At 32.0% G+C, this 21,017-nt stretch carries 15 protein-coding genes; 1 reads left to right on the top strand and 14 read right to left on the bottom strand.

All coding sequences use genetic code 11. The annotated features are described in order from the left end of the window. Positions 1 to 1,131: aminopeptidase family protein P (locus AACQ14_RS14930; protein WP_339364384.1), on the top strand; the 1,131-nt coding region annotated here is incomplete at its 5' end. A 95-nt stretch (positions 1,132 to 1,226) separates the two neighbouring features. Here the strand turns inward: AACQ14_RS14930 and AACQ14_RS14925 are convergent. From AACQ14_RS14925 to AACQ14_RS14860, 14 genes are all read right to left on the bottom strand, one after another. Continuing rightward, positions 1,227 to 2,357 carry a YibE/F family protein gene (locus AACQ14_RS14925; protein WP_339364383.1) on the bottom strand — a complete coding sequence of 377 codons (1,131 nt, stop codon included), beginning with the start codon at positions 2,355 to 2,357 and terminating at the stop codon, positions 1,227 to 1,229. A gap of 105 nt (positions 2,358 to 2,462) precedes the next feature. Further along, positions 2,463 to 3,938 (bottom strand): alkaline phosphatase, encoded by a 1,476-nt coding sequence (locus AACQ14_RS14920; protein WP_339364382.1) that lies wholly within the window; start codon positions 3,936 to 3,938, stop codon positions 2,463 to 2,465. Between the two features lie 136 nt (positions 3,939 to 4,074). Next, positions 4,075 to 5,412, bottom strand: a complete 1,338-nt coding sequence (locus AACQ14_RS14915; RefSeq protein ID WP_339364381.1) for a lanthionine synthetase C family protein — start codon at positions 5,410 to 5,412, stop codon at positions 4,075 to 4,077. Next, entirely contained in the window at positions 5,387 to 7,249 is a 1,863-nt protein-coding gene (locus AACQ14_RS14910) for an ABC transporter ATP-binding protein (RefSeq protein ID WP_339364380.1), read from the bottom strand. The genes AACQ14_RS14915 and AACQ14_RS14910 overlap by 26 nt, the downstream gene beginning before the upstream one ends. A 5-nt stretch (positions 7,250 to 7,254) precedes the next feature. Beyond that, entirely contained in the window at positions 7,255 to 10,398 is a 3,144-nt protein-coding gene (locus AACQ14_RS14905; RefSeq protein WP_339364379.1) for a lantibiotic dehydratase, read from the bottom strand. A gap of 83 nt (positions 10,399 to 10,481) precedes the next feature. After that, entirely contained in the window at positions 10,482 to 10,673 is a 192-nt protein-coding gene (locus AACQ14_RS14900) for an elgicin/penisin family lantibiotic (RefSeq protein ID WP_339364378.1), read from the bottom strand. Between the two features lie 346 nt (positions 10,674 to 11,019). Continuing rightward, positions 11,020 to 11,253 (bottom strand): 6-phosphogluconolactonase, encoded by a 234-nt coding sequence (locus AACQ14_RS14895; protein ID WP_339364377.1) that lies wholly within the window; start codon positions 11,251 to 11,253, stop codon positions 11,020 to 11,022. A gap of 221 nt (positions 11,254 to 11,474) precedes the next feature. Then, complete coding sequence (locus AACQ14_RS14890) at positions 11,475 to 11,759, bottom strand: 6-phosphogluconolactonase (RefSeq protein ID WP_339364376.1); 285 nt, start codon at positions 11,757 to 11,759, stop codon at positions 11,475 to 11,477. A 456-nt stretch (positions 11,760 to 12,215) separates the two neighbouring features. Continuing rightward, positions 12,216 to 12,497, bottom strand: coding sequence for a hypothetical protein (locus tag AACQ14_RS14885; protein WP_339364375.1), 282 nt, complete (start codon positions 12,495 to 12,497; stop codon positions 12,216 to 12,218). Positions 12,498 to 12,514: 17 nt separating this feature from the next. Further along, a complete protein-coding gene (locus AACQ14_RS14880; protein ID WP_339364374.1) occupies positions 12,515 to 14,092 on the bottom strand; it encodes a hypothetical protein in 1,578 nt (525 codons plus the stop codon). Between the two features lie 302 nt (positions 14,093 to 14,394). Beyond that, positions 14,395 to 17,007 (bottom strand): GH36-type glycosyl hydrolase domain-containing protein, encoded by a 2,613-nt coding sequence (locus AACQ14_RS14875; RefSeq protein WP_339364373.1) that lies wholly within the window; start codon positions 17,005 to 17,007, stop codon positions 14,395 to 14,397. Positions 17,008 to 17,050: 43 nt separating this feature from the next. Further along, positions 17,051 to 18,661, bottom strand: coding sequence for a glycoside hydrolase family 3 protein (locus tag AACQ14_RS14870; protein WP_339364372.1), 1,611 nt, complete (start codon positions 18,659 to 18,661; stop codon positions 17,051 to 17,053). A gap of 72 nt (positions 18,662 to 18,733) precedes the next feature. Beyond that, positions 18,734 to 20,155 (bottom strand): phosphoglucomutase/phosphomannomutase family protein, encoded by a 1,422-nt coding sequence (locus tag AACQ14_RS14865; RefSeq protein ID WP_339364386.1) that lies wholly within the window; start codon positions 20,153 to 20,155, stop codon positions 18,734 to 18,736. 18 nt (positions 20,156 to 20,173) lie between these two features. Continuing rightward, entirely contained in the window at positions 20,174 to 21,010 is an 837-nt protein-coding gene (locus tag AACQ14_RS14860; protein ID WP_339364371.1) for a carbohydrate ABC transporter permease, read from the bottom strand. Between the last annotated feature and the right edge of the window lie 7 nt (positions 21,011 to 21,017).

Here is a 21,017-nt window from a genome sequence, read left to right as displayed (position 1 = left end):
TATGGAATAATAACTATGACTGAAGCTATCCTATATATACAACTTGACAAAGTTCCTAAAGATGTACGAACAAAACTGGAAGAACAAAATATTGTCATAAAAGCTTATGAGGATATATTTCATGATATAAAAATATATACTAAGAATTTAACAGTTACATATGACCCTACTAAGTTAAATTACGGTCTAAAGTCAATGATTGATTCTTCAAGCCGTATTGTAGAGACACTTGAACCTACTGCTATTGTAAAAGCTAAACTTAACGATACTGAAATCAAGAATTTGAAGGAATGTGAAATAAAAGATGGTGTTGCACTAGTAAAATTCTTATATTGGTTAGAAAAAGCTGTTCCAAGCGGAAATATAACAGAAATTACTGCCGCAGAGAAACTAGCAAGTTTCAGAAAAGAAAATCCTCTATATATTGAAGATAGTTTTGCAACAATCCCAGCTTATCAAGAAAATGCAGCAATGATGCATTATAAACCTGATGTTGCAACTACCAAGACACTAAAATCAAAAGGATTTTTCTTACTTGATTCTGGTGGACAATATCATAATGGTACTACTGATATAACCCGTACCATTGTTTTGGGTGATATAACAGAAGAAGAACGACATGATTATACTTTAGTTGTGAAAGCACATATTGCTCTTGCACGTCTAGTATTTTTACATGGTTCTACAGGTTCCAATCTTGATGTTATAGCAAGGCAGCCTATTTGGCAAGAATATATGGATTACAAGTGTGGAACTGGTCATTCAGTAGGCTTCTTATTAGGTGTACACGAAGGACCTGCAAGAATTCGTAAGGAATCTAGTGATGTAGTTATCGAAGAAGGAATGTATCTTACTAACGAGCCAGGTATCTACAAAGAAAATAAACATGGTATACGTATAGAAAACTCTATATTAGTTAAGGAAGTAATGAATAACTCTGATGGCCGTTTTATGGCATTTGACACAATATCCTATTGTCCTATAGATTTAAAAGGTATTGATGTTACAATACTTAACTCTGATGAAAAAGATTGGTTAAATAACTACCACTGCGAAGTGTATAATAAGCTTTCTCCTTATCTTAACGAAGATGAGTGCTTATGGCTCCAATCTCAGACAAAGAGTATATAATATATATGGTATGATTACCAACATATACATGTATTATTTTGCTATTAAATCATTTATAATTACAACAACATTATCCACTAGACTAAAGCCTAGCTTTAGTCTAGTTTTTTTATTACCTTTGTTCCCATTAAAATACCTGCTATTATTGCTGTTATTGGTGCCACTATTACTAGACCAATACTGCCAATCAGTGTTCTCATTATTTCTGCTGATATTATTTTCATGTTTATGATTCTTGTAAAGCTTGAATCCCTTATCTGAAATAGCATCAGTAATGTTAGGTAACCCCCAGAATATGCAAGAAGTAATGTGGTTGTCATTGTACCTATTACGTCTCTACCTACATTGAATCCTGATTTTATAAGTTCTCTTTGGGTAATATTCTCTTTTTTGTTTTTAATCTCTTGGCAAGCTGAAGATACATCCATTGCTATATCCATTGCAGCTCCTGAAGACCCTATTATAATGGCTACATAAAAAATATACTTCATATTTAGATCAAAATATCCGCTGAATACAATTGTTTCTGCATATGGAGATGTCATTCCCATTAATCCTAATTTATCCCCAACTACCATAGTCAATACTAAAGTTATTAACAAACCTGATAAAGTACCTAAGAATGCTGATATACCTTTTTTATTGAATCCTGCTACTGTGAATAATATGATGGCAGATAAAGCGAATAGAGTTACAAAGGCTATTATCAGTGGATTTTTCCCTTGTAATAAGTTAGGTATCAAGAATTTCCATAATATGAACATAGTACATATAAATGAAAGTAATGCTTTCACTCCAATGCTTCTAGCATATATAACTAGTAAAATAACAAATACAAAAAAAATTAATCCCAAATAGTTCTGTCTATACAAGTCCACAGCTTTTGCATCAATGATTTTATCATTTTCTGTCTTGACTGCGATAATAATTATGTCACCAATCTTATAATAGTTATCATAATCCAGTTTACCTACAAGCTGATTTTCTACATTTATGTTCTCACCTTTATAATTACTATTAACCGCTATAACTTTCAATTCTTGAAATCCAATGGCTGAAACACCTGCTTTTACAACATTACTATCATCTACTTCAATAACTTTGGCTTTTATTTCTCTGACATTCTTATTATACTTATCTGAGGATTTATTGGATTGTATGAAAAGCAGAAATATAATTATGCATAATATACCGTATATAAATGATACTCTTATTTTTTTATTCATTATTAGATCTCCTCTATGTCTCTTTGAAACTATATAAATTAAGGAACTGTTAATAATGCTCTTGTCATTATTCAGCCCCTTAATGTTAGAAATATGTGTAGTAGGTTAATTTAATTTTAATCCTGCTATTTCAGCAGTTATTTCAGCTATAGTTGTATTATCCATAAAACCATTATAATTTTCTGCTCCCACACCAATAGCTGACATAGGTATTTGAGTTGCTGTATGTGCATAAGATGTCCAATAAATACCAGCTCGCTCTGATAATACATGGGTTACTGCCATTGCTGCTTCATCGTATTTATAAGCATTTCCGGAATCAATAATCCCTTTGTCTACCATGTCCATTCCTTTATCAATAATAGCTTTTTCTTCATCTGATAAGTCAGTTAATCCAAATTTTTCACCAATCATTTTGTAATATTCTCTTCTATCACCAGTATAACTGCCTTGAAATTCTTCTATTGACATTGTTGCTTTTTCCAGCTCTTGAAGATTCAAGAAATAATCAGTATTAACACCCATTCCAAGACCACCTGTCTCATGGTCGCCAACAACAATAATCAACGTATCTTGTGGATGTTTTTTATAGAATTCATATGCTTCCTCTACTGCTTTATCAAAAGCAAGTGTATCCATTATAGTTCCTGATGGGTCATTTGGATGACATGCATGGTCAATACGTCCACCTTCAATCATAAAGAAGAATCCATCATCATCTTTTGATAATAAGTCTATACCTTTGCTAGTTATCTCTGCTAATGTTGGTACATCATATTTATCATTATTATCATCATCTATTGTGTATGGTAAATGTGAAGCTGTGAATAGATTAAGGTATTTATCGCCTTTTTCTAATACGTCATTCCTAAACTCTTCTACTCCTTTTAGTCCGTATCTTACTTTGTATCCTTGGTTTCTGAATTCTGCTAGTACATTTTTGTCATCTTTACGTTTTGAATATATTTTTCCTCCAAATGCATCTGTTTGATTATCTGTAAAGTCCATCGGTAAGAAATGTCTTAATCCACCACCAACAATATAATCAACTCCACTATCCAAATAATCAACTGCTATATCATTTTCATTGCCTCTGCTCTCATTATGTGATGCAAAAACAGCAGGTGTTGCATGAGTTATACGTGTTGTTGAAACTAATCCAGTTGCCATACCTTTTTCTTCTGCACTCTCTATAAGAGTTTTTAAATTATTCCCCTCGGTATCTTTTGATATTACGCCGTTATTTGTTTTATGACCAGTAGCAAGGGCTGTACCTGCAGCTGCTGAATCAGTTATTAATGTATTAAGGGAATGTGTTGTGTTTATGGCTGAATGAGGAAATGTATTCATCACAAGTTTTCTATCCTTATCTCCTGATATCTCTTGTAGATAGTATTCTGATATCTGTCTTTGAGAAGTACCCATTCCATCTCCTATAAAATAAAATATGTACTTTGGTGTTTTCACGCTTGTGTTTGCTAAAACAGTTCTATTCACTGTTTTAAATATGTCATTTGATTGTAGGGATAATGATAATATCATCATAGTCATTAAAGCAATACCAATAATTCTTTTTTTCATTTATTCTGCCTCCTTGGTTTATTTACTATATAAATGTAACTTATCAGTATAAAGTTATTATTATATAGTTGTTAAATAAATGTAAAATTATGGTATAAAAAAAAGAGGCTATGCCTCGTTTTTCTTAGGGAACTTATCAACTAATCAAAAATATTAAATCCCAATCTGTATCTTGTTCTTGTATCAATCCTATTAGTACGGTAAATACTCCTGCTGCTCCATCTAGTAATCCAGCTATATTCTGCTTATCTGAAGATTCTTTTTCCTGGTATCCATAAAGCTTTTCTGGATTCCATAAATCCAGTACTTGCTCTAATAACTTATTTCGCAGTTCTCCTATAAGTTCATCTCCGCTTTCGGAATACATCCTCTGTACCATTTGAAGTAATCCTGCTCTCCCATGACAAAATGTATCCGATTCTATATTCCATTTTGTCTCTGGTCTCATAGCTGTTCCTCTAAATGTTTCTAGTGCCACACTCTTCCATTCTTCATTGTTAACAGCTATGCCGCTTAACCAAAGTGCACGTGCAACTCCAGGACCTCCATAGCACCAAGCTTCTCGTGGAACAACATTTTTGGATATTCCTTCCAGATTCTCTTCCCATGAAATTCTAGCTGGCCATAATGGTCCAAATTCATCATTCACTTTCCACTTCATAATCCACTGAGCAATCTTATGTATAGCTTCACGTTGACCTGATACTTCTACTCCTTTCATCAAGGCTATAGACATCAAAGCAAGAACACCAGGTATACCATGAGACATTCCACAGTTGAAGTGACCATTAGGATATTCTTCACTCTCATAGCCAGCATATCTATCAGGAGATACATACCAGCCAGGTACAACTGCTCCTTTATATTCTTTATCTTCACATAACTTAATTAGATATGTAATAATCTGTTCCATTGCCAGTCTCATATCCTGTTCCTCAATGAAACAGAGCACATAACGCCCAATACCACTCAACCCTTGAATAACATCAAACTCTTTTAGAGAAATACCTTGCTCTAATTTTGATTCCATATACTGCATCATACTAGGAAATGACTTGATGAAAAATGAATTCAATTCTTTAATGAAGTTATCATATCTAGTCCCATCTCGTGATAATGCTCTTGCTGCTATTATTATACCAGCAAGACCAGTCCAAAGACTAAATTCTCTAATACCCTCTTTCATGATTACTCTCTGTATCTTTTGTAAGTAGGAATGTCCAATACTATCCCATCCCCCTTGAGGATTAGCTTTATCCAAAGCTCCAAACATGACACAAAAACCACTATACCCTCTAGCTAAATCAATAGGTGACCAAGGTATATAATCCATTCCAGATTCTTTACGTATCTTTATTAATTCAAGCATATCCTTTTGAATCTGCTCTGGATTAACTAATCTATGTGCTCCTTCATCTACAATCTGTTGTATCTTATTACGAATTTCTTCATCTGTCACCTGAGACCATTTCATATTGTACTTCCTCCTTATCATTATCACTATATGCAGAAAGCTGCATTTTATATAGATAAGCATACATACCGTCTTTTTTCATTAATTCAAGATGACTTCCTTGTTCAACAACTTCTCCTTGATGCATCATAATTATATGATTTGCATACTTTATTGAGGTATATCTATGTGAAATGAATATCCCTATATGCTGGTGAATCAGTTCTCTGAATTTCTCAAAAACTTGGAGTTCAGACTCAGGATCTAACATGGAACTTGGTTCATCAAGTATATACAAATCAGCCTTACGCATAAATGCACGGGCAATTGCAACCCGCTGCCATTGTCCTCCGGATAATTGACAGCCCTGATCGAACAACCTACCAATCTGGGTATCCAATCCTTGTGGTAACTGATTTACTAAATCATCTATTCCAGCTCTTCGTGCTGATTCTAACAATTCTTCATCACGTTCAAGTCTATTAACATTACCAAATCCTATGTTGTGCCTCATATTAAGTTCATACTGGACAAAGTCCTGACAAACTACTGCCATATGATTGCGTAATGTTTCTTGATTAAATGAACGAATAGAAATTCCATTAATAAGTATATCACCTTTAAAATCATCATATAACCCAGTTAATATCTTCATAAGTGTAGTTTTACCCGAACCGTTTCGTCCAACGATTGCCATTGTTTCTCCCCGTTTCAACTTGAAACTAACGTTATGAAGAGCATATCTATTAGTATCTGGATACATGAAAGATACATTTTTAAACTCAATTGTTTCAATATCCGTAATATCAGTACGTTTACCTTTATTATTCTTACTGACTTTCAAGTCCAAGAATATAAATAGCTGTTTCAGAAAAAGGTTATGCTGACATAAGGAAAGTATTCCAGATATAAGTGCTTGTGAGTTACTCTGTGTCATAGTTATAGTTTGAGTCAATGCCACTACAGTACCAATTTCTATTTCCCTAAGAAACGCAGACCTAAGTACAACCAGCATCATTAATACATTTGCTATAACGTTAATAACTTGAAATACAATCCCAGCACTTAACCTTTTTTTGGCAATTTTCTTATCTTCTTTATAAAAGCTTTTGAATAGACCATTGTAACATCTTTGAAGATATTTCCCTAATTGATACAGCTTCACTTCTTTGAAGTTCTTATCGTTTGTCATTAGATAAGAATAATACCATGCCTTTCTCATCTTAGGTATACGATTATACTGTACTAGAAACTCTTGTTGTCCTATACGAAGAAAAGAGTAAAATGATGTAAGTGGTATAATAAGCAATATAAAAGCCATCCACCATCTAAAAATTATCAACATTCCTGCCGCAGAAATAAGTGTCACAATACCACTTATAAGTGACATCATCTGCTGCATAATCTGATATGGACGATGACCTGCTTCATTTTGAGCAAGCTTCAAAGCATCTTGAACTTCCGAGTTCTCAAAATCCTTCAATGATAATGATACTGATTTTTCCATTATGAGCTTATTGATTCTATTCATCAAAAGGACTTTGAATAAGCTCTCTATATAACTTTGAACTAGATTCAATAACTGGCTTAAAAGTGTAAATGCAACTAGTATGGCAAATGCCTTAAGAATTACATTAAACCCATTAGTCCAAGAATAAGTAATAGAATTAATCAAGTCTTTGGTCAATATCAAAACAATAACTGGTGAAATACCATGAAATAGATTTAAAATCATTATTGTAATCAAACTTTTTGCATCTGTAGCCCATAACAATCCCATGATACGAGGCCAATACCGAAACGACCTTAATATGTTAGCTATAGACATTATACTTGAATCCTCTCTATCTACCGCCATTATGTTCACCTCCTGCGAATGTATACTAAATTGTGCAACGTATGACGTGCCAAAGTAAGTACTTTTGTTTCATCATCTCTATCAATACCGTATAATCTGTTTACATGAAGATGGATTATACTATGCAATGCATCAAGTGGCTTAACGTAATAATCTCCGCTAAGTTCTTTCTTTGATAATTGTTCTCCATAATATTGCAATGGATTACTTCTTGCATGTAATGCTGGTAATAAGAATTGTCCTGCTTCATGTCTCCTAAGCTCTGCAAATCCATCTCTTGCATCCCCTAATTTCACATAAATAGACCTCTTTGATCTAAATAAATCAAGATAATCTTTATAGTTAACAATCTTATCCAAGAAAGCAAGTTGTTCTTCAAATGTTAATCCAAATTGCTCCATGATATCAATGATACTTATAACTGCCAATAAATCTTTTTCTATAGGTAAAAGACCTTGTTCATTTAATCTTATCCAATCCATTACAATTCTGCTGTCTATGCAAAACCACTGCTCTGCGATGTTTATTAATTCCTGACCACCATATCGTTCAATTTCAGGGTCATATGTATCAATAACCATACGTGAAAGCATACCTTCCTTCAAACAATTCTTGGCAAAATTATTGAGCTGTGGTAATAACTCACTTTGTAATTTCTTAGGTTCACCAAAAAAACGTAACCTTACGTGTCCAGCAGGATCAGCATATCTCATGAAGAAACTTGACTCAATCCAACCATTCTGCTCTGCCTTATAACAGAATTCTCTTAACTGTCCTCCCAAAAATTCCTCTATACGATTGCAGGCTCCATACCATTTAACATACATCCACTCACTTCCTGGAAGCCTAAAACGTTCAACAGGGTTAATTGGCTTATACTGCCTTTTAGGTATGGATTCTCTATTTTTTACTGTTGGACTTTTTATAATTGGAAATACAAATTCAGTATAATATCTACCCTTATGATTTTTAGGCAATTCCCCTAATTCATGGCCCAATTCCGTTAGAATAATTCCTTGCCCAAAATTTAGCTTACCGAATTCCCTCCGTATTTCGTCAATATGTTCATTCTCATTCAAATCCAACAATAACCTATTATCTGTTTGAGTCAAATAGACATACCTTGGAAGTCGCCACTCTTTTTTATATGTATTAAATTTCTCTATCCACTCTTTTTTATTCATATTTTCTTCAATAGGGAACGTCTCTTTATTGAGAATCCATCTAGCAGGGGATAAAATACAACGTCCATATTTTATACGAGGTAAAAATGGCAACGAGTTAAATTCTCCCCAATGGAAATTTTCAATATTCCTCTGCCTCTCCATAGCCAATTCTCTAAGGAACCTATAGACATTAGGTGAATTAGATCCATTGAACATATGATTAACTACAGCTATAACTTCTTTATCAAGCTTCAATGAGCGAAGATAAAATCCTCTCTTATCTATACCAACTACCAAATCTGATAACGGGATAATATTCTCTGATTTCTTAGAAGATGTTGTTCCCATAAGAATCTCGTAATTACGATTATCATAGGTTAATACTACATTAGCTGCTCTGCCATCTATGGGTAAGTAAACCAATTCAGCTAATATTCCATCTGAACACATCTGTTCTTCTGATTTTCCAACATTTTTAAGATAATCTTGAAACTCAGAACCCATAATGTCGGTGAATCGCCCAATTGACCTTCCTGCACCATAGGAAAGTGCTGTCGCTCCACTTATAAGAGTATAATCTCCCGCTTCTACAGCTTCTTTTGAATCAGCAACCAATGAAAAGAAGAGTTCAAAAGAGCGAGGAGCATAGTAGCTGTCAACCTCTTCACCTGCTAATTCTTCTATCTTATAATCATCTAGAATAATTTCTTGTTCTCCTTTTAATAAGGTCATAGTTAACCATTGTGATAATAAATATTTCTTACGTTGCTGAAATTCTGTTCTATTTTCTTTTGGTCTTCTTTTGGAAGACGGATATTCATATGTAGCTGGTGCTCCTAATCCTATCTCTTCATCCAATAACTCTAATAGTGGAACCTCTCTTGACGACCCATATTTTTTTATGAAATCATTTCTGTATTCTGAGAAGTGTGATAATCCATATTCATTATTACTGATTTTCCATAGTACTTCTGCTGCTTTTTCCACTTCTCCCTTGACTGAATGAGGTAAAACAACTCCATCAGTTTGAACCTTAAGGTCAACTTGCAGGTAATTTTTACTTTCAGCTATTTTTTTCATCTTCTTAATTATGTTTCGATATAATTCTTCACCTTGTCCTAATAGAGTTCTGTCATACATATCTATCATGAAAGATATTTCTTGTAACTGAGTTTTCAATTTTTCTATCCCTTTTATATCCTCTATTCGTTGTAATAAATAATTTATTGGATTTGCCTCTATTAGGGGTGGACGTAAATTGGAAATTAACAGCTCTTGTTTAAATAACTGGTAAACAAATTGGTTTATTTGCTCGAGTGGCGTATCTGGATATTCAACATTTATCTTTGAAATTAATTCTTCATAGGTCAAAGGTATCTTTGCTAAGTTCAGTACTTGTTTGACAGCACTTGTAGTCCGTACTGATGTACGTTCCATTTCATTGCCTCTCCCCTTAGCTTGACCTAAATTCGTTAAGTATGGAAGGTATGTTCTATCACCCACTTCATAAGCCATAGTATTTGTCATTAGTATTAACTGCTTAATTATGTTAGGGTCATTCTCCATTTGTGCTATTATCTTGAATAACCAGTCCATATCAGGACGAGTACGCTTCTCATGATACTCAGTACTCCTTAATGCAACTTTATAATAATCTCCGTACTCTCCATACGTCACTCCAGAAAATAAACCAAAAGGTGTTGGTCTAGTAGACATTCTGATTAAATAACGTAAAAAAGCTCTGGCAGCTTGTTCTCTTTTACGGGATGGACTATCTGGTGAAAGGTTAGTTAGAGCATCCAGAAGTGATATACTCGAAACAGCAATTGCTTCTCTGATCAAGGGATCTTGTGTAAATTCCCATAATTCATCTAAAATAGGTGCATTAAAGGATGTTAACTTATTTTCAAATATATTTGTAGATAGTATAGGCGTTCGCAATATAAAAAAATCAAGACATCTGAATATACTCTGAGTATTCATTATTTTCTCCTTTCATTCCATATAAACATCAAAAAACATCATTAAGATGTTTTTTGATGTTTAATATTACTTTCCTCTATACATTAACAACTTGAAGTATGAGTGTATCCACACATATTTTGACCAGTATAGCAGTCAGATGAATAACAAGATGATGTATAGCAACTAGATGTATAACAAGATGATGTGTAACAAGAAGACGTATAAAGCCCGTCTAATTCTGCACCATTAATTTTATCAACTTTAACTTCTAAATCGAATGGATTTTTAGCCATTGTCAAATCCTCCTTTCATTTGTAAATTTCCTTACATAAGGACACAAGATTAATGAGATTATGTACTCACTTGTAAATTATTCCTTGAAAATGCATGCACAATTATTATACACATTTTGATATTAAATGTCAATTATAAATTTTTTTTATTTTCTTGTTATTATGACAAAATATCTTATATTCTTTTTTATGGTTTAGTTTCATAATTATTATTGGTTAAGTTTGATTATTATTTCATATATAAATAATATTTAGAATATTGTAGGTAATATAAAATAAAAATATCCCTGCCAGTTAGACAGGGATACATATTATATATAGAATATATAAAAAGTGGAAACTAGATTTATCCTATATAAGAATCTTGATCTAAATATAATTTTGCTTGATTATGAGTTCTAATGATTGATACTGGAACCTCTTCTGTAATTTCTCCCTTAAGCAATTTATTGATTGCTTGATGTTTCAGTTTTCCAGGGACTATACAAAATATTTGATTAGCACTCATTAATGCTGGAATAGTCAATGTGATAGCTTGTTTTGGTACTTCATCAAGTGAGGAAAAGCATCCATCATTCACTTGTTGAATACGGCATGCTTCATCCAGTGTAATTTCTTTTACTAATTCTTTATCCTGGAATTTGGCTACATGGGGATCATTAAAAGCAATATGTCCATTCTCTCCACTATATCTATTTTATTGTTTTTTAGTAATTTTTGATATTTAGCAATTATTTCTTCTTTTGTTTCATCATTTTCTTTTAGATAATATATATTTTTCAAATTGATTTTGGAAAATAATTACCGCTCTAAAAAATTTGCAAATTTTGCGCTATGGTTATTATCTAAGGTATGATATTCATCCATATGTATTGCGTTTACTCTACTCCAATCTACATCTTCTGTTTCTTTTAGATACTTGAATACGTCTGTTTGGGATGGAGCAGCAGCAAAAATAATATTAACTTCTTCTTGTTTTTTTAGTAGGTTTTTGATTGAATCAGCAATATCTATTCCTGCGGCTTTTCCCATTAATTCTCTATTTCCGTAGACTTCAACCACTAGTTTGTCTTTTTGAAATTTCATTATTGTCTCCCTCGTTATATTTTATTTATATTTATATCTCCCATAACCATCACTAACGAAATTTCTTGCTTATCATCAAAAATAGACTCTTTGAATAATGTTGGTACTTAACATAACTGCTCCTAGGCAATCAAAACATCTTTATTAACAGGAGTTATATTTTACTAAAATAGTTAAAATATCAATTGATTCTAATTTGGGGTGAAGGATGAGTTTTATAAGGAATCCTAACCACTACTCTTTTAAATTAAACTTATTATTCCAGTTGTTTAGCTCACCATCACTAAAAGATCCTTCATTATAAACTTGCATATCAACATATTCTTTTGCAGGGGTCTTACTCTTAAATTCTGTACGTATTTTTAATCAACAAAACTAAAAATAAATGTGCTTAACTTTTTATAGTTAAGTCACATTACTAATTATATTCTATTAAAATATTTAGTTTAATAACAATTAATCTCTTTCTACAACTGGTATAAATAGGGTTGTTAACATTCCATTTATAATTGTTACTATACCTAATAATATTATTCCTATAATTTTATGTTCAAAAAACCATGACTTAAATGTTAAAAATATAATAGTCACTACAATTAAGTACGGAAAATTAGTCCAATATGGCATTCCAATTTTTTTGTCACAAAAAGGACATTTTTTAGTATATCTAGGGTCTATTGATATTTTTGTACTAAAAGATAATTCTTTACCACAGTAAGGGCATATATCTTTCTTCATATTCGTTCACTCCCATATTATCTGTCAAACCAAATTTTTATACTATCATTTTTGATCCATATATCTGGTGATGGATGATTTTCATTCCAGTAACTCCACTGTGCTGGTATTGATATTTTTATTGGATCTTCTTTGCGAGCATCAATCAAAACATTATTACTATTGGATTTAAATGTAAAATTTTCTACATATCCATTACTTTCAATAGATACTGATGTTTGGCTATACCCTTTGATTTCTTCTAATTCATATTGAGTTTTAAATCCACCTAAACCGTTAAAAAATGCTCCTATTTTTTGTGGTTTGTTTAAGAACCCAGCTACTGTTATTCCAGTATTTAAAACATCTGGTAAATCTGATTCTTCAGTATTCAATATACTTTTACCACTTTCTGGTGCTATATTACCTAAGGCTGCTATTACATTGTATGGTGGAGGCAAAAATCCTGTTGCTGTAAACAATGCATTAGTGCCGCTTTTATCTTTATACAAGTCTTTTTGTAATACTGATATTTTGCTCTTTATTTTACTATCTTTGTAATCATATACACTGACATATTTGCCATTTTTATCTTTTGAATAATATAATCCATTATATTCTTCTTTTTGTCGTATAGTATCTATGGCTCTTAAAATAGCAAGCATCTCATCTTCTTTATTTTTTTGTGATGCATAATAAGCGTAAACTCCTTTCAACCCAATAACGTTATTTAAATCTAAAGAAGATAATATATCTACATCCTGTAAGTCAATATCGTTTTTACAGTATTCTGTAGGTTCTATTAAGTTTACATGATTGTGGGATACGTATCCATATAAGCTTAATCCCTCGCTCCTGAAACTATCATCTTTTATAAACCCCTTTTCCTTTAATTCATCGACCCCAATCATATTTACAGCTTGAAAAGTAGCCCTATCTAATTGACCTGTTACCTCAACATTTATTCCTTTCTCCCGAATATACTGTTGTAGTTTTTTTATTCTATCTTCATCATAATTATTTGATTCTTTTTCAGATGTTTTCCTAAAAATTATCTCTGGATCTAATTTGCTGTATGTATTTATCTCTAAATCACCCAATACATCACTTTTCAACGCATCTTTATCCTTAATCACTGTCTTTGAGTAATCTCTATTATTTACACAAACTCCATTATCTTCAAAAAACTTCTTTATATGAGTTACTTTACTTATAAATTGATCATATAATCTTTCAAACCAGTTTTGTAAAATGCTGACACCACTTATATTTACTTCCTTATGTTTTATTTCATTCATATCTGTACCAAACGAATTATTATTTTTACCCAATAATCCATTAAGAAGATTTTGTATCTGTTGTTCACCATCACTATATTCAGTTATTGCCCTATTAATAATCTGACTTGAATTGTAAGTATTTTCAATAAGATTTTGAAAATCACTTATCAAACTATTAAATTGGTTACTAATATTATCTCTTCTTATAATATCAGTGTCAACAGAATTCTTAATAATTTTGAATCTATTAAAAATATAGTCTATTCTTTTATTTACTTCTATTAAGTCGTTTTCTTTTTCAGATAAAGCACTCAGATTGTATTTTGTTTGTCCCATAATTAGCTCCTTTCTTCATTTATTATTATATCTTTTTACAACTATTTTTCAACAAATCCTGACGAACGACACGATTTATGGGATAAAATGCATTTTTATTACATATTATTCGTTATTCTTAATATATTTCCAAGTAATACTTCCATAAAATAAAGCGGTGAAATCAACAATTTCTTGTCATTTCACCGCTCTACTCTAAAAGAGTCTACCAATATAATCTTTCCATACCACTACATTAATCTCAAACCAACAAAAACATAGACCCTTTTAGCTAGGTAGGATTTTATGAAAAATAAAAAGTATTAATCTGTTACCCTAACAATAATTTTATCTTTAACCAGTAAAGATTTATCTAACCAAAGTTTATCTAGTTTCATTATGCTGTCATATATCCCCTGTTTTTTATTCTCATCTATGTAAAATTCCCTCTTATTATAACCCTTGTTTTCATATTTTATTATTACTTCAGTTTCACCCATCAGAATACTGAAATCAAAACTCTCAAAAGGTATATTCTTGGATGGTTGAATCCATATCCCTTTATATTCAGGCTGGAATCCAAATATATATTTTAAAAATACCTTCAACAGTACATTGGAGCTTCCTGTCTGCCAATCATGCATTGATTCCCCGTCAATGAATTTATCTTCATTATAACCATAGGAATTAGGCATTATATAAGGTGAGCAAGAAATCTTATCATGGGTTATTGGCAGAGATTTATTTAATTGTTCCCATGCTAACTCACTGCATCCCATTTTAAATAGTGCCATTATACCGAACATTGAAGCATGGATATATGGAGCACCATTTTCTGCTGTGCCTGCTGGAAGATTAGGTATTCTACCTACTCCTTTAACACCTCTCTCAAAATGTGGTTCAAAGGTCTTCAACCCATATTTTGAATCAAGTCTTGCAAAAGCTCTAATAATGGTATTCTCTATACTTGTATCTTGGTCATATAAACCAGAAATCGCCCAAAAAGCATTAGAGGTAAGTCCATCTCTCTCAACACCATCAGGGTCATTGAAGCTGCCTACATAATAGCTTTTTTCATCTCCCCAACCGTGAACAATCTTTTTAATATTATCTTTAGAAATGACAGCATGTTCTTTTAACCCTTGCTCAATCTCTAATGTTGCCTTTTTATATTGTTTTATTATATTTTCATATTTATTTGCATCAATTAATTCTAAAAGCTCTATCATCTCATTAAGGTTTTGATAAACTTGTAAGGTTGCCATGACTGATACGCCTGTTCCATATTCCTTACTTTTATCTTTACTTACACCTAGACCATCAAGTGCATCATTCCAATCACCATATAGAGCGCACACGCATTTTGTATTTTCATGGTCTCTGTTAACCAACAAGTAATTCATTATATCAAATAAATGTTGTAATACAGTACTTTGCTTATGGCTTTTTTGTACACTATGGGTTTTATCATCTATGATATCGTAATAACCACATATTTCATCTAAGAAATCAAAATCACCTGTGAATTTTAAATAACTTGATATTGTAGTTATAACCCATACTCCTTGGTCAATAAATGGTCTTAAATCCATTGCGGGAGGTTCTCCTTCTCTCTTAGGCAGAGAGTATTGTCTTGGGCATCTTCCATTAGGTGCAATAAAATTAAGTGCCTCCAGCATTTTATTTCTAGCAACCTCAGGCTGCCAATATAATAAACCTTCAATAGCTTGAAATACATCTCTAATACCTATTAGGGAAAAACTTGATAATTGAATATAACCCTTGATAACTGAACAAAATTCAACTTGTTTTTTGAGATGTTCAAAAAATGAATTCAGTACGTAAGGTTTAACTTGAGAATCATTAATTTCTCTTCCAAATGTTAAGTCAAGCCTTGATTGCCTATCTTTTTCTTCTTGTTCAATATCCTGTAACAAATTATCTATATCATTACAAGTTATATATTCATCTAATAATTCACCCTTTTCATTATCAGAAAAGCAATAACCCAGAGTCAAATCTATCCTAGCATTATCTTTTATATTTATTAATGATAAATCCCCCGCTATAGCTGTTTCTGTAAAAGTACAAATAGGCTGGTGTTCCCCAAAAGTACCATTATATAGTGCAGAAGGTGTATGAAGGCTTTTTCGTGTACCACCAACATACTTATACCTTGAAGCTGTTATTTCAGATTTTATAAGTTCTGAATTCTCATCCAGCTTAAGATATCTATTTATAACACCGTAATTAGCCTTCATAGATGATCTGTCCAGTTCCTCGTAAGTCTCTACTACAAAACTTCCTAATTTATTCACATCTTTTACATCTATATATGTAACCTGTCTGAACCATCTATCAGTAGAGTTTTCAACAATTGCATTCTTCAAGAATGGATTAAGATAAGATGAAATAAAAATTTCTCTTTTATCTTCATTTTCATTATGGACTGTTATGGTAAAATATACCTTGTTTCTTTCGTCAACGAAAACTCTGACTGCAAACAGTATATTGTCATATTCAGTCATATAATATGTTGCACCCTTAGTGAATATTGTATATCTTTCTACCCCTAGATGTTCAGCTTCTTCAATGACTGGTACTGCTAATAAAGGTATGACTCTATATCTCTCATTATCTTTAATACCTGCAAAAAAAGCTATTTTAGGTTCTGCACCTTCAGATGCCCTGATGAATGGTGAGAATAATCCCTCATTACAATGCATATATCCAGAAGAATAAGCCCAGAAATTAAAACCTTTCTGCCCGTAAGGATATCTGCATTCGCCATCATCTCTAGGCATAACCAGTATATTACTATCATCAATAAAATACGTATTACCAGGCATTTTATTGATGGTATATCCTGATTTAATATCTTTTATATTATGATATTCATTTGAAAAATCTTTAACGATCCTAGTAATATCTTTCATTGTTCTCCTCGTCCTTTTATTTTTTTCTCGTACCTAATGTTATTTACCTACAAAAGAATTCCTTAGCCTTATTATATTCAAACTTTTCTTTTCCAAATATTGCATTAGAAACCCCTTCTAAGATACTTGGAGTCAAACCACCTGTTATAACTACATAATCTGAGTATTTAGCTAAGATTTTTGCATCCATTGGACTTCTAGTAGCAATGGATATAACCTTTTTGGTTGGACAAAATTTTCTAAATTCCTTTAATACTTCAATCTGTCTATCAAAACGATAAGCATTGACTGTGGTAAATATCAATATATCGGATATGATTCCTACATCTGCTAATGATATGATTTCTTCATCTGTAGGATGCCAAGGCATAATTGCCTCTTTTATATTGCTGTGATAACCTTTTTTCTTGATGATATCCTTTAATGATATATCGTATAGGTTAGTAGCATCTGACATCACAAGTCTAGCTGGATTAGCTAATATTATACCTATTTTATCTTCTTTATCTATCCTTATTGGCAGTTCTTCTTGGTTCCCCTTATATAATATTAATCCCTTAGCTGCTATCTTGGCTGATAGTTCTTTTCCATAGTTACTGTCGTATTCTTTTTTATCTGGTATTTCACCTACATTTGCTTTTTTCTTATAAACAAGAATTCTTTTTACAGATTCTTCGATTTTTGATTGTTCTATTTCACCATTAATGACGCAGTCATAAACATAATCTACAAACCATTCACTGGCACAAGTTGATATAATTAAATCTATGCCTGCATTAATGGCTAGTTTAATTGATTCTTTTTCACCGTATTCATTAAGTATAGCTTTCATTATCAGATCATCACTAACTATTAATCCCTGGAATCCAAGATCTTCTCTCAAATATGTTAATATTTTTTTTGATAATGATGCTGGATACTCATGGTCTAGTGCTTCAAATATACCATGATGTGTCATTATACAACTTACGCCTTTTTCAATGGCTTTTCTAAAAGGTAATATCTCTACGTTTTCCAACCTTTCTTTATCATATGGACTTCTATCTACTTGAAAGTGAGTATCAACTTTAGTAATTCTCATGCCAGGGAAATGTTTACCGCAAGCTAAAATTCCTTCATCTTCAAGTCCTTTTATGAATGATGAACCCATATCAGCTACTACTTGTGGTTCTGTAGAGAACCTTCTATTGTCTACAACTGGAACACCATCTTTCACATCATAATCAACGTCAAGTACAGGAGCATAACATATATTTATTCCTGCGTATTTCAGCTCTTTTCCTACATGTTTTCCTTGTAAATAGGCTAAATTTTCATCATTAGCGAACCCCATGCTCATGTTACCAGGAAAAATTGTTGTGCCATTGAAGATTGCTGTTAATTGTCCGCCTTCTTGATCAATAGTTAATAAAAATGGTAAGTTATATTTGTTCTCTTTAGCATAAGATTGAATCTTCTTGGTCATATTATGTAACTGATCTATATCTCTAACATTATTTCCTGAAAAGAATATTACTCCACCAAGTAGGTTTTTCCTGTTAAGCTCTTTCAGATTTTCTGGTAAATCATCATACCCCTGGTAGTACTGTAAATACATCTGTGCAATCTTTTCTTTTAGAGTCATTTCCGCAAGTATCTTGTCTACATTAATCAAATTTCTCACCTCTAATTTCTTATAGTTTCACATTAGTAAGTGCTAAGATAATATTTTTATACTTTATATAATTTAATTCTTATCCTTAATCCCCAAAAACTTCACCATATCATCAACTATTTCATTTGCTTTTGCTTCATCATCCATTTCTCCGAATATACGTATCAATGGTTCTGTTCCTGAAAATCTAGCAATTATCCAACCACCGTTTTTGAAATATACTTTTACTCCATCTAGATAGCTTACTTTGTCTATCTCATAATTAAACTCTGGAAGCTTTTTTTGTCTATATAATATATCCACTAACTTCTCTTTGTCTTCGTTAGCGAATTTGCAGTCAAATTCAACCATCTCAAATTTACCAAACTCTTTATCAAGTTCATCTAACATTCTGGCTAACCTTTTACCTGTCACGCTTATCATCTCTACAAGTAAACCTGCTGCAAATACACCATCTTTTCCTTTTATATGTCCCCTTATTGTTAAACCACCGCTACTTTCACCACCTATTACAGCATCTGTTTCTTCCATCTTGGAACTAACATGTTTGAATCCCACTGGTACCTCATAACAATCTTCACCGTATTTTTTTGCTATTTCATCTAATAAATGTGTTGTAGCAACATTTCTAACAACTGGACCGTTCCAACCTTTGTACTTCAATAAATAATAGTATAATAATGACATTATCTTGTTTGGGTGTATAAAATTCCCATTTTCATCTATAATGCCTAATCTATCTGCATCCCCATCAGTTCCTATACCCAAATCATATTTTTTATCTACTACCATCTCTCGTAATCTTTTTAATGTGACGGCACTTGGTGAAGGTAATCTACCTCCGAACATAGTATCATGTCTATCATGTATTACATCTACCTCACAACGTGCTGTAACTAATATAAGCTGTAATGCTGTCTTAGATACCCCGAACATAGGGTCTAGTAAAATTTTAAGATTCTTATTTCTAATTGCTTTTATATCTAATTTATTTATTATGGTGTCTACATAATCATTAAGAGGATTAATCTTTTGTATAATTCCTGTTTCTAATCCTTTTTCAAAAGAAATGGATATAACCCTATTATCCTCTATTTTATTAGCTGCTGTTTCAATTAAGTTCGTTACCTCCACAGTTGCATCCCTTCCGCCTTTTATAAATATTTTTATTCCATTATATTCTGCGGGATTATGACTAGCAGTTACTGCTACACCATAATCTAAGTCAAGGGTTTTGACACTATACATAACCATAGGTGTAGGTGCTATTTTATCAATAAAATATACTTTAATACCATTTCCTGCAAAAACTTCAGCAAGCCAGCTTGCTGATATATCCGATATAAATCTTCTATCAAAGCCTATTACAATACTTTTATTGATACAATTTTCTTTTATAATATTGGATATAGCCTGCCCTACTTTTACTATATTGCTTTTAATGAATTCATCACCTATTATAGCTCTCCATCCACCAGTTCCAAATTTAATCATCATTAACCCCTCTTTCTCCTATCCTTTTATAGCACCTGCTGTCAAGCCTTTTACAATATTTTTTTGGAGTAACATATATACAATTAATACAGGTATAACAATTAAAGTAATAGATGAAGCCATTAATCCGTAATCCGTACCATATTGACTACTAATTTCACGTAATAAAACGTTTATAGGTTGAACATCTTTTGATCTTAAAACTATTAAAGACATAAACAAATCATTATAAGACCATAAAAAGATAAAAATAGCACTTGTTGCAAAGCTTGCTTTTGATATTGGAACAATGATTCTAACAAAAGCTTTCAATACTCCACACCCTTCAATAAATGCAGATTCTTCAAATTCTTTGGGAACACCAATCATAAAACCATATAATAAAATTATGGTAAAGGATAAGTTTCCTGCGACTTGTGGTAATATTAATCCAATACGTGTATCAAGAAGATTCCAAGATACTAACATTCGAAATACTGGAGTTATCGTAACAAAAACTGGAATTAAGATACTTCCAACAATAATAGTATATATAACCTTTTTTCCTCTAAATTCAAATCGTGCTAAACAATATGCTGCTAAACTTCCAAAAGCTATAGTTAAAATTGTTGTACTAACGGAAACTAGCAAACTATTCATATATGCCTGCCCAATATTACGTTTTTCAAATGCAGTTTTAAAATTATCCAAATCGAAGTGTTTCGGGAATGAAAATGCATCTGCAATAATACTGTTTGAAGTTCTAAAAGAATTATTTATGACCCAAAGTAATGGAAGAATTGTTGCTAGTGCCCATACAATTAATACAACATAGATAATTACTTTTTTGGGTGTGACTTTTTTTTGTACAATCATAATATCC

The sequence above is a fragment of the Vallitalea maricola genome, assembly GCF_036985595.1.
GTDB lineage: Bacteria > Bacillota > Clostridia > Lachnospirales > Vallitaleaceae > Vallitalea > Vallitalea maricola.
This window is presented reverse-complemented; position numbering and strand designations above follow the sequence as displayed.

What these genes read in the sequence shown, in the direction of transcription:
- AACQ14_RS14905 (WP_339364379.1), bottom strand. Translation starts at nt 10,398, where the DNA reads ATGAATACTCAGAGTATATTCAGATGTCTTGATTTTTTTATATTGCGA.
- AACQ14_RS14915 (WP_339364381.1), bottom strand. Translation starts at nt 5,412, where the DNA reads ATGAAATGGTCTCAGGTGACAGATGAAGAAATTCGTAATAAGATACAA.
- AACQ14_RS14920 (WP_339364382.1), bottom strand. Translation starts at nt 3,938, where the DNA reads ATGAAAAAAAGAATTATTGGTATTGCTTTAATGACTATGATGATATTA.
- AACQ14_RS14885 (WP_339364375.1), bottom strand. Translation starts at nt 12,497, where the DNA reads ATGAAGAAAGATATATGCCCTTACTGTGGTAAAGAATTATCTTTTAGT.
- AACQ14_RS14890 (WP_339364376.1), bottom strand. Translation starts at nt 11,759, where the DNA reads ATGAAATTTCAAAAAGACAAACTAGTGGTTGAAGTCTACGGAAATAGA.
- AACQ14_RS14865 (WP_339364386.1), bottom strand. Translation starts at nt 20,155, where the DNA reads ATGATTAAATTTGGAACTGGTGGATGGAGAGCTATAATAGGTGATGAA.
- AACQ14_RS14910 (WP_339364380.1), bottom strand. Translation starts at nt 7,249, where the DNA reads ATGGCGGTAGATAGAGAGGATTCAAGTATAATGTCTATAGCTAACATA.
- AACQ14_RS14860 (WP_339364371.1), bottom strand. Translation starts at nt 21,010, where the DNA reads ATGATTGTACAAAAAAAAGTCACACCCAAAAAAGTAATTATCTATGTT.
- AACQ14_RS14880 (WP_339364374.1), bottom strand. Translation starts at nt 14,092, where the DNA reads ATGGGACAAACAAAATACAATCTGAGTGCTTTATCTGAAAAAGAAAAC.
- AACQ14_RS14925 (WP_339364383.1), bottom strand. Translation starts at nt 2,357, where the DNA reads ATGAATAAAAAAATAAGAGTATCATTTATATACGGTATATTATGCATA.
- AACQ14_RS14875 (WP_339364373.1), bottom strand. Translation starts at nt 17,007, where the DNA reads ATGAAAGATATTACTAGGATCGTTAAAGATTTTTCAAATGAATATCAT.
- AACQ14_RS14900 (WP_339364378.1), bottom strand. Translation starts at nt 10,673, where the DNA reads ATGGCTAAAAATCCATTCGATTTAGAAGTTAAAGTTGATAAAATTAAT.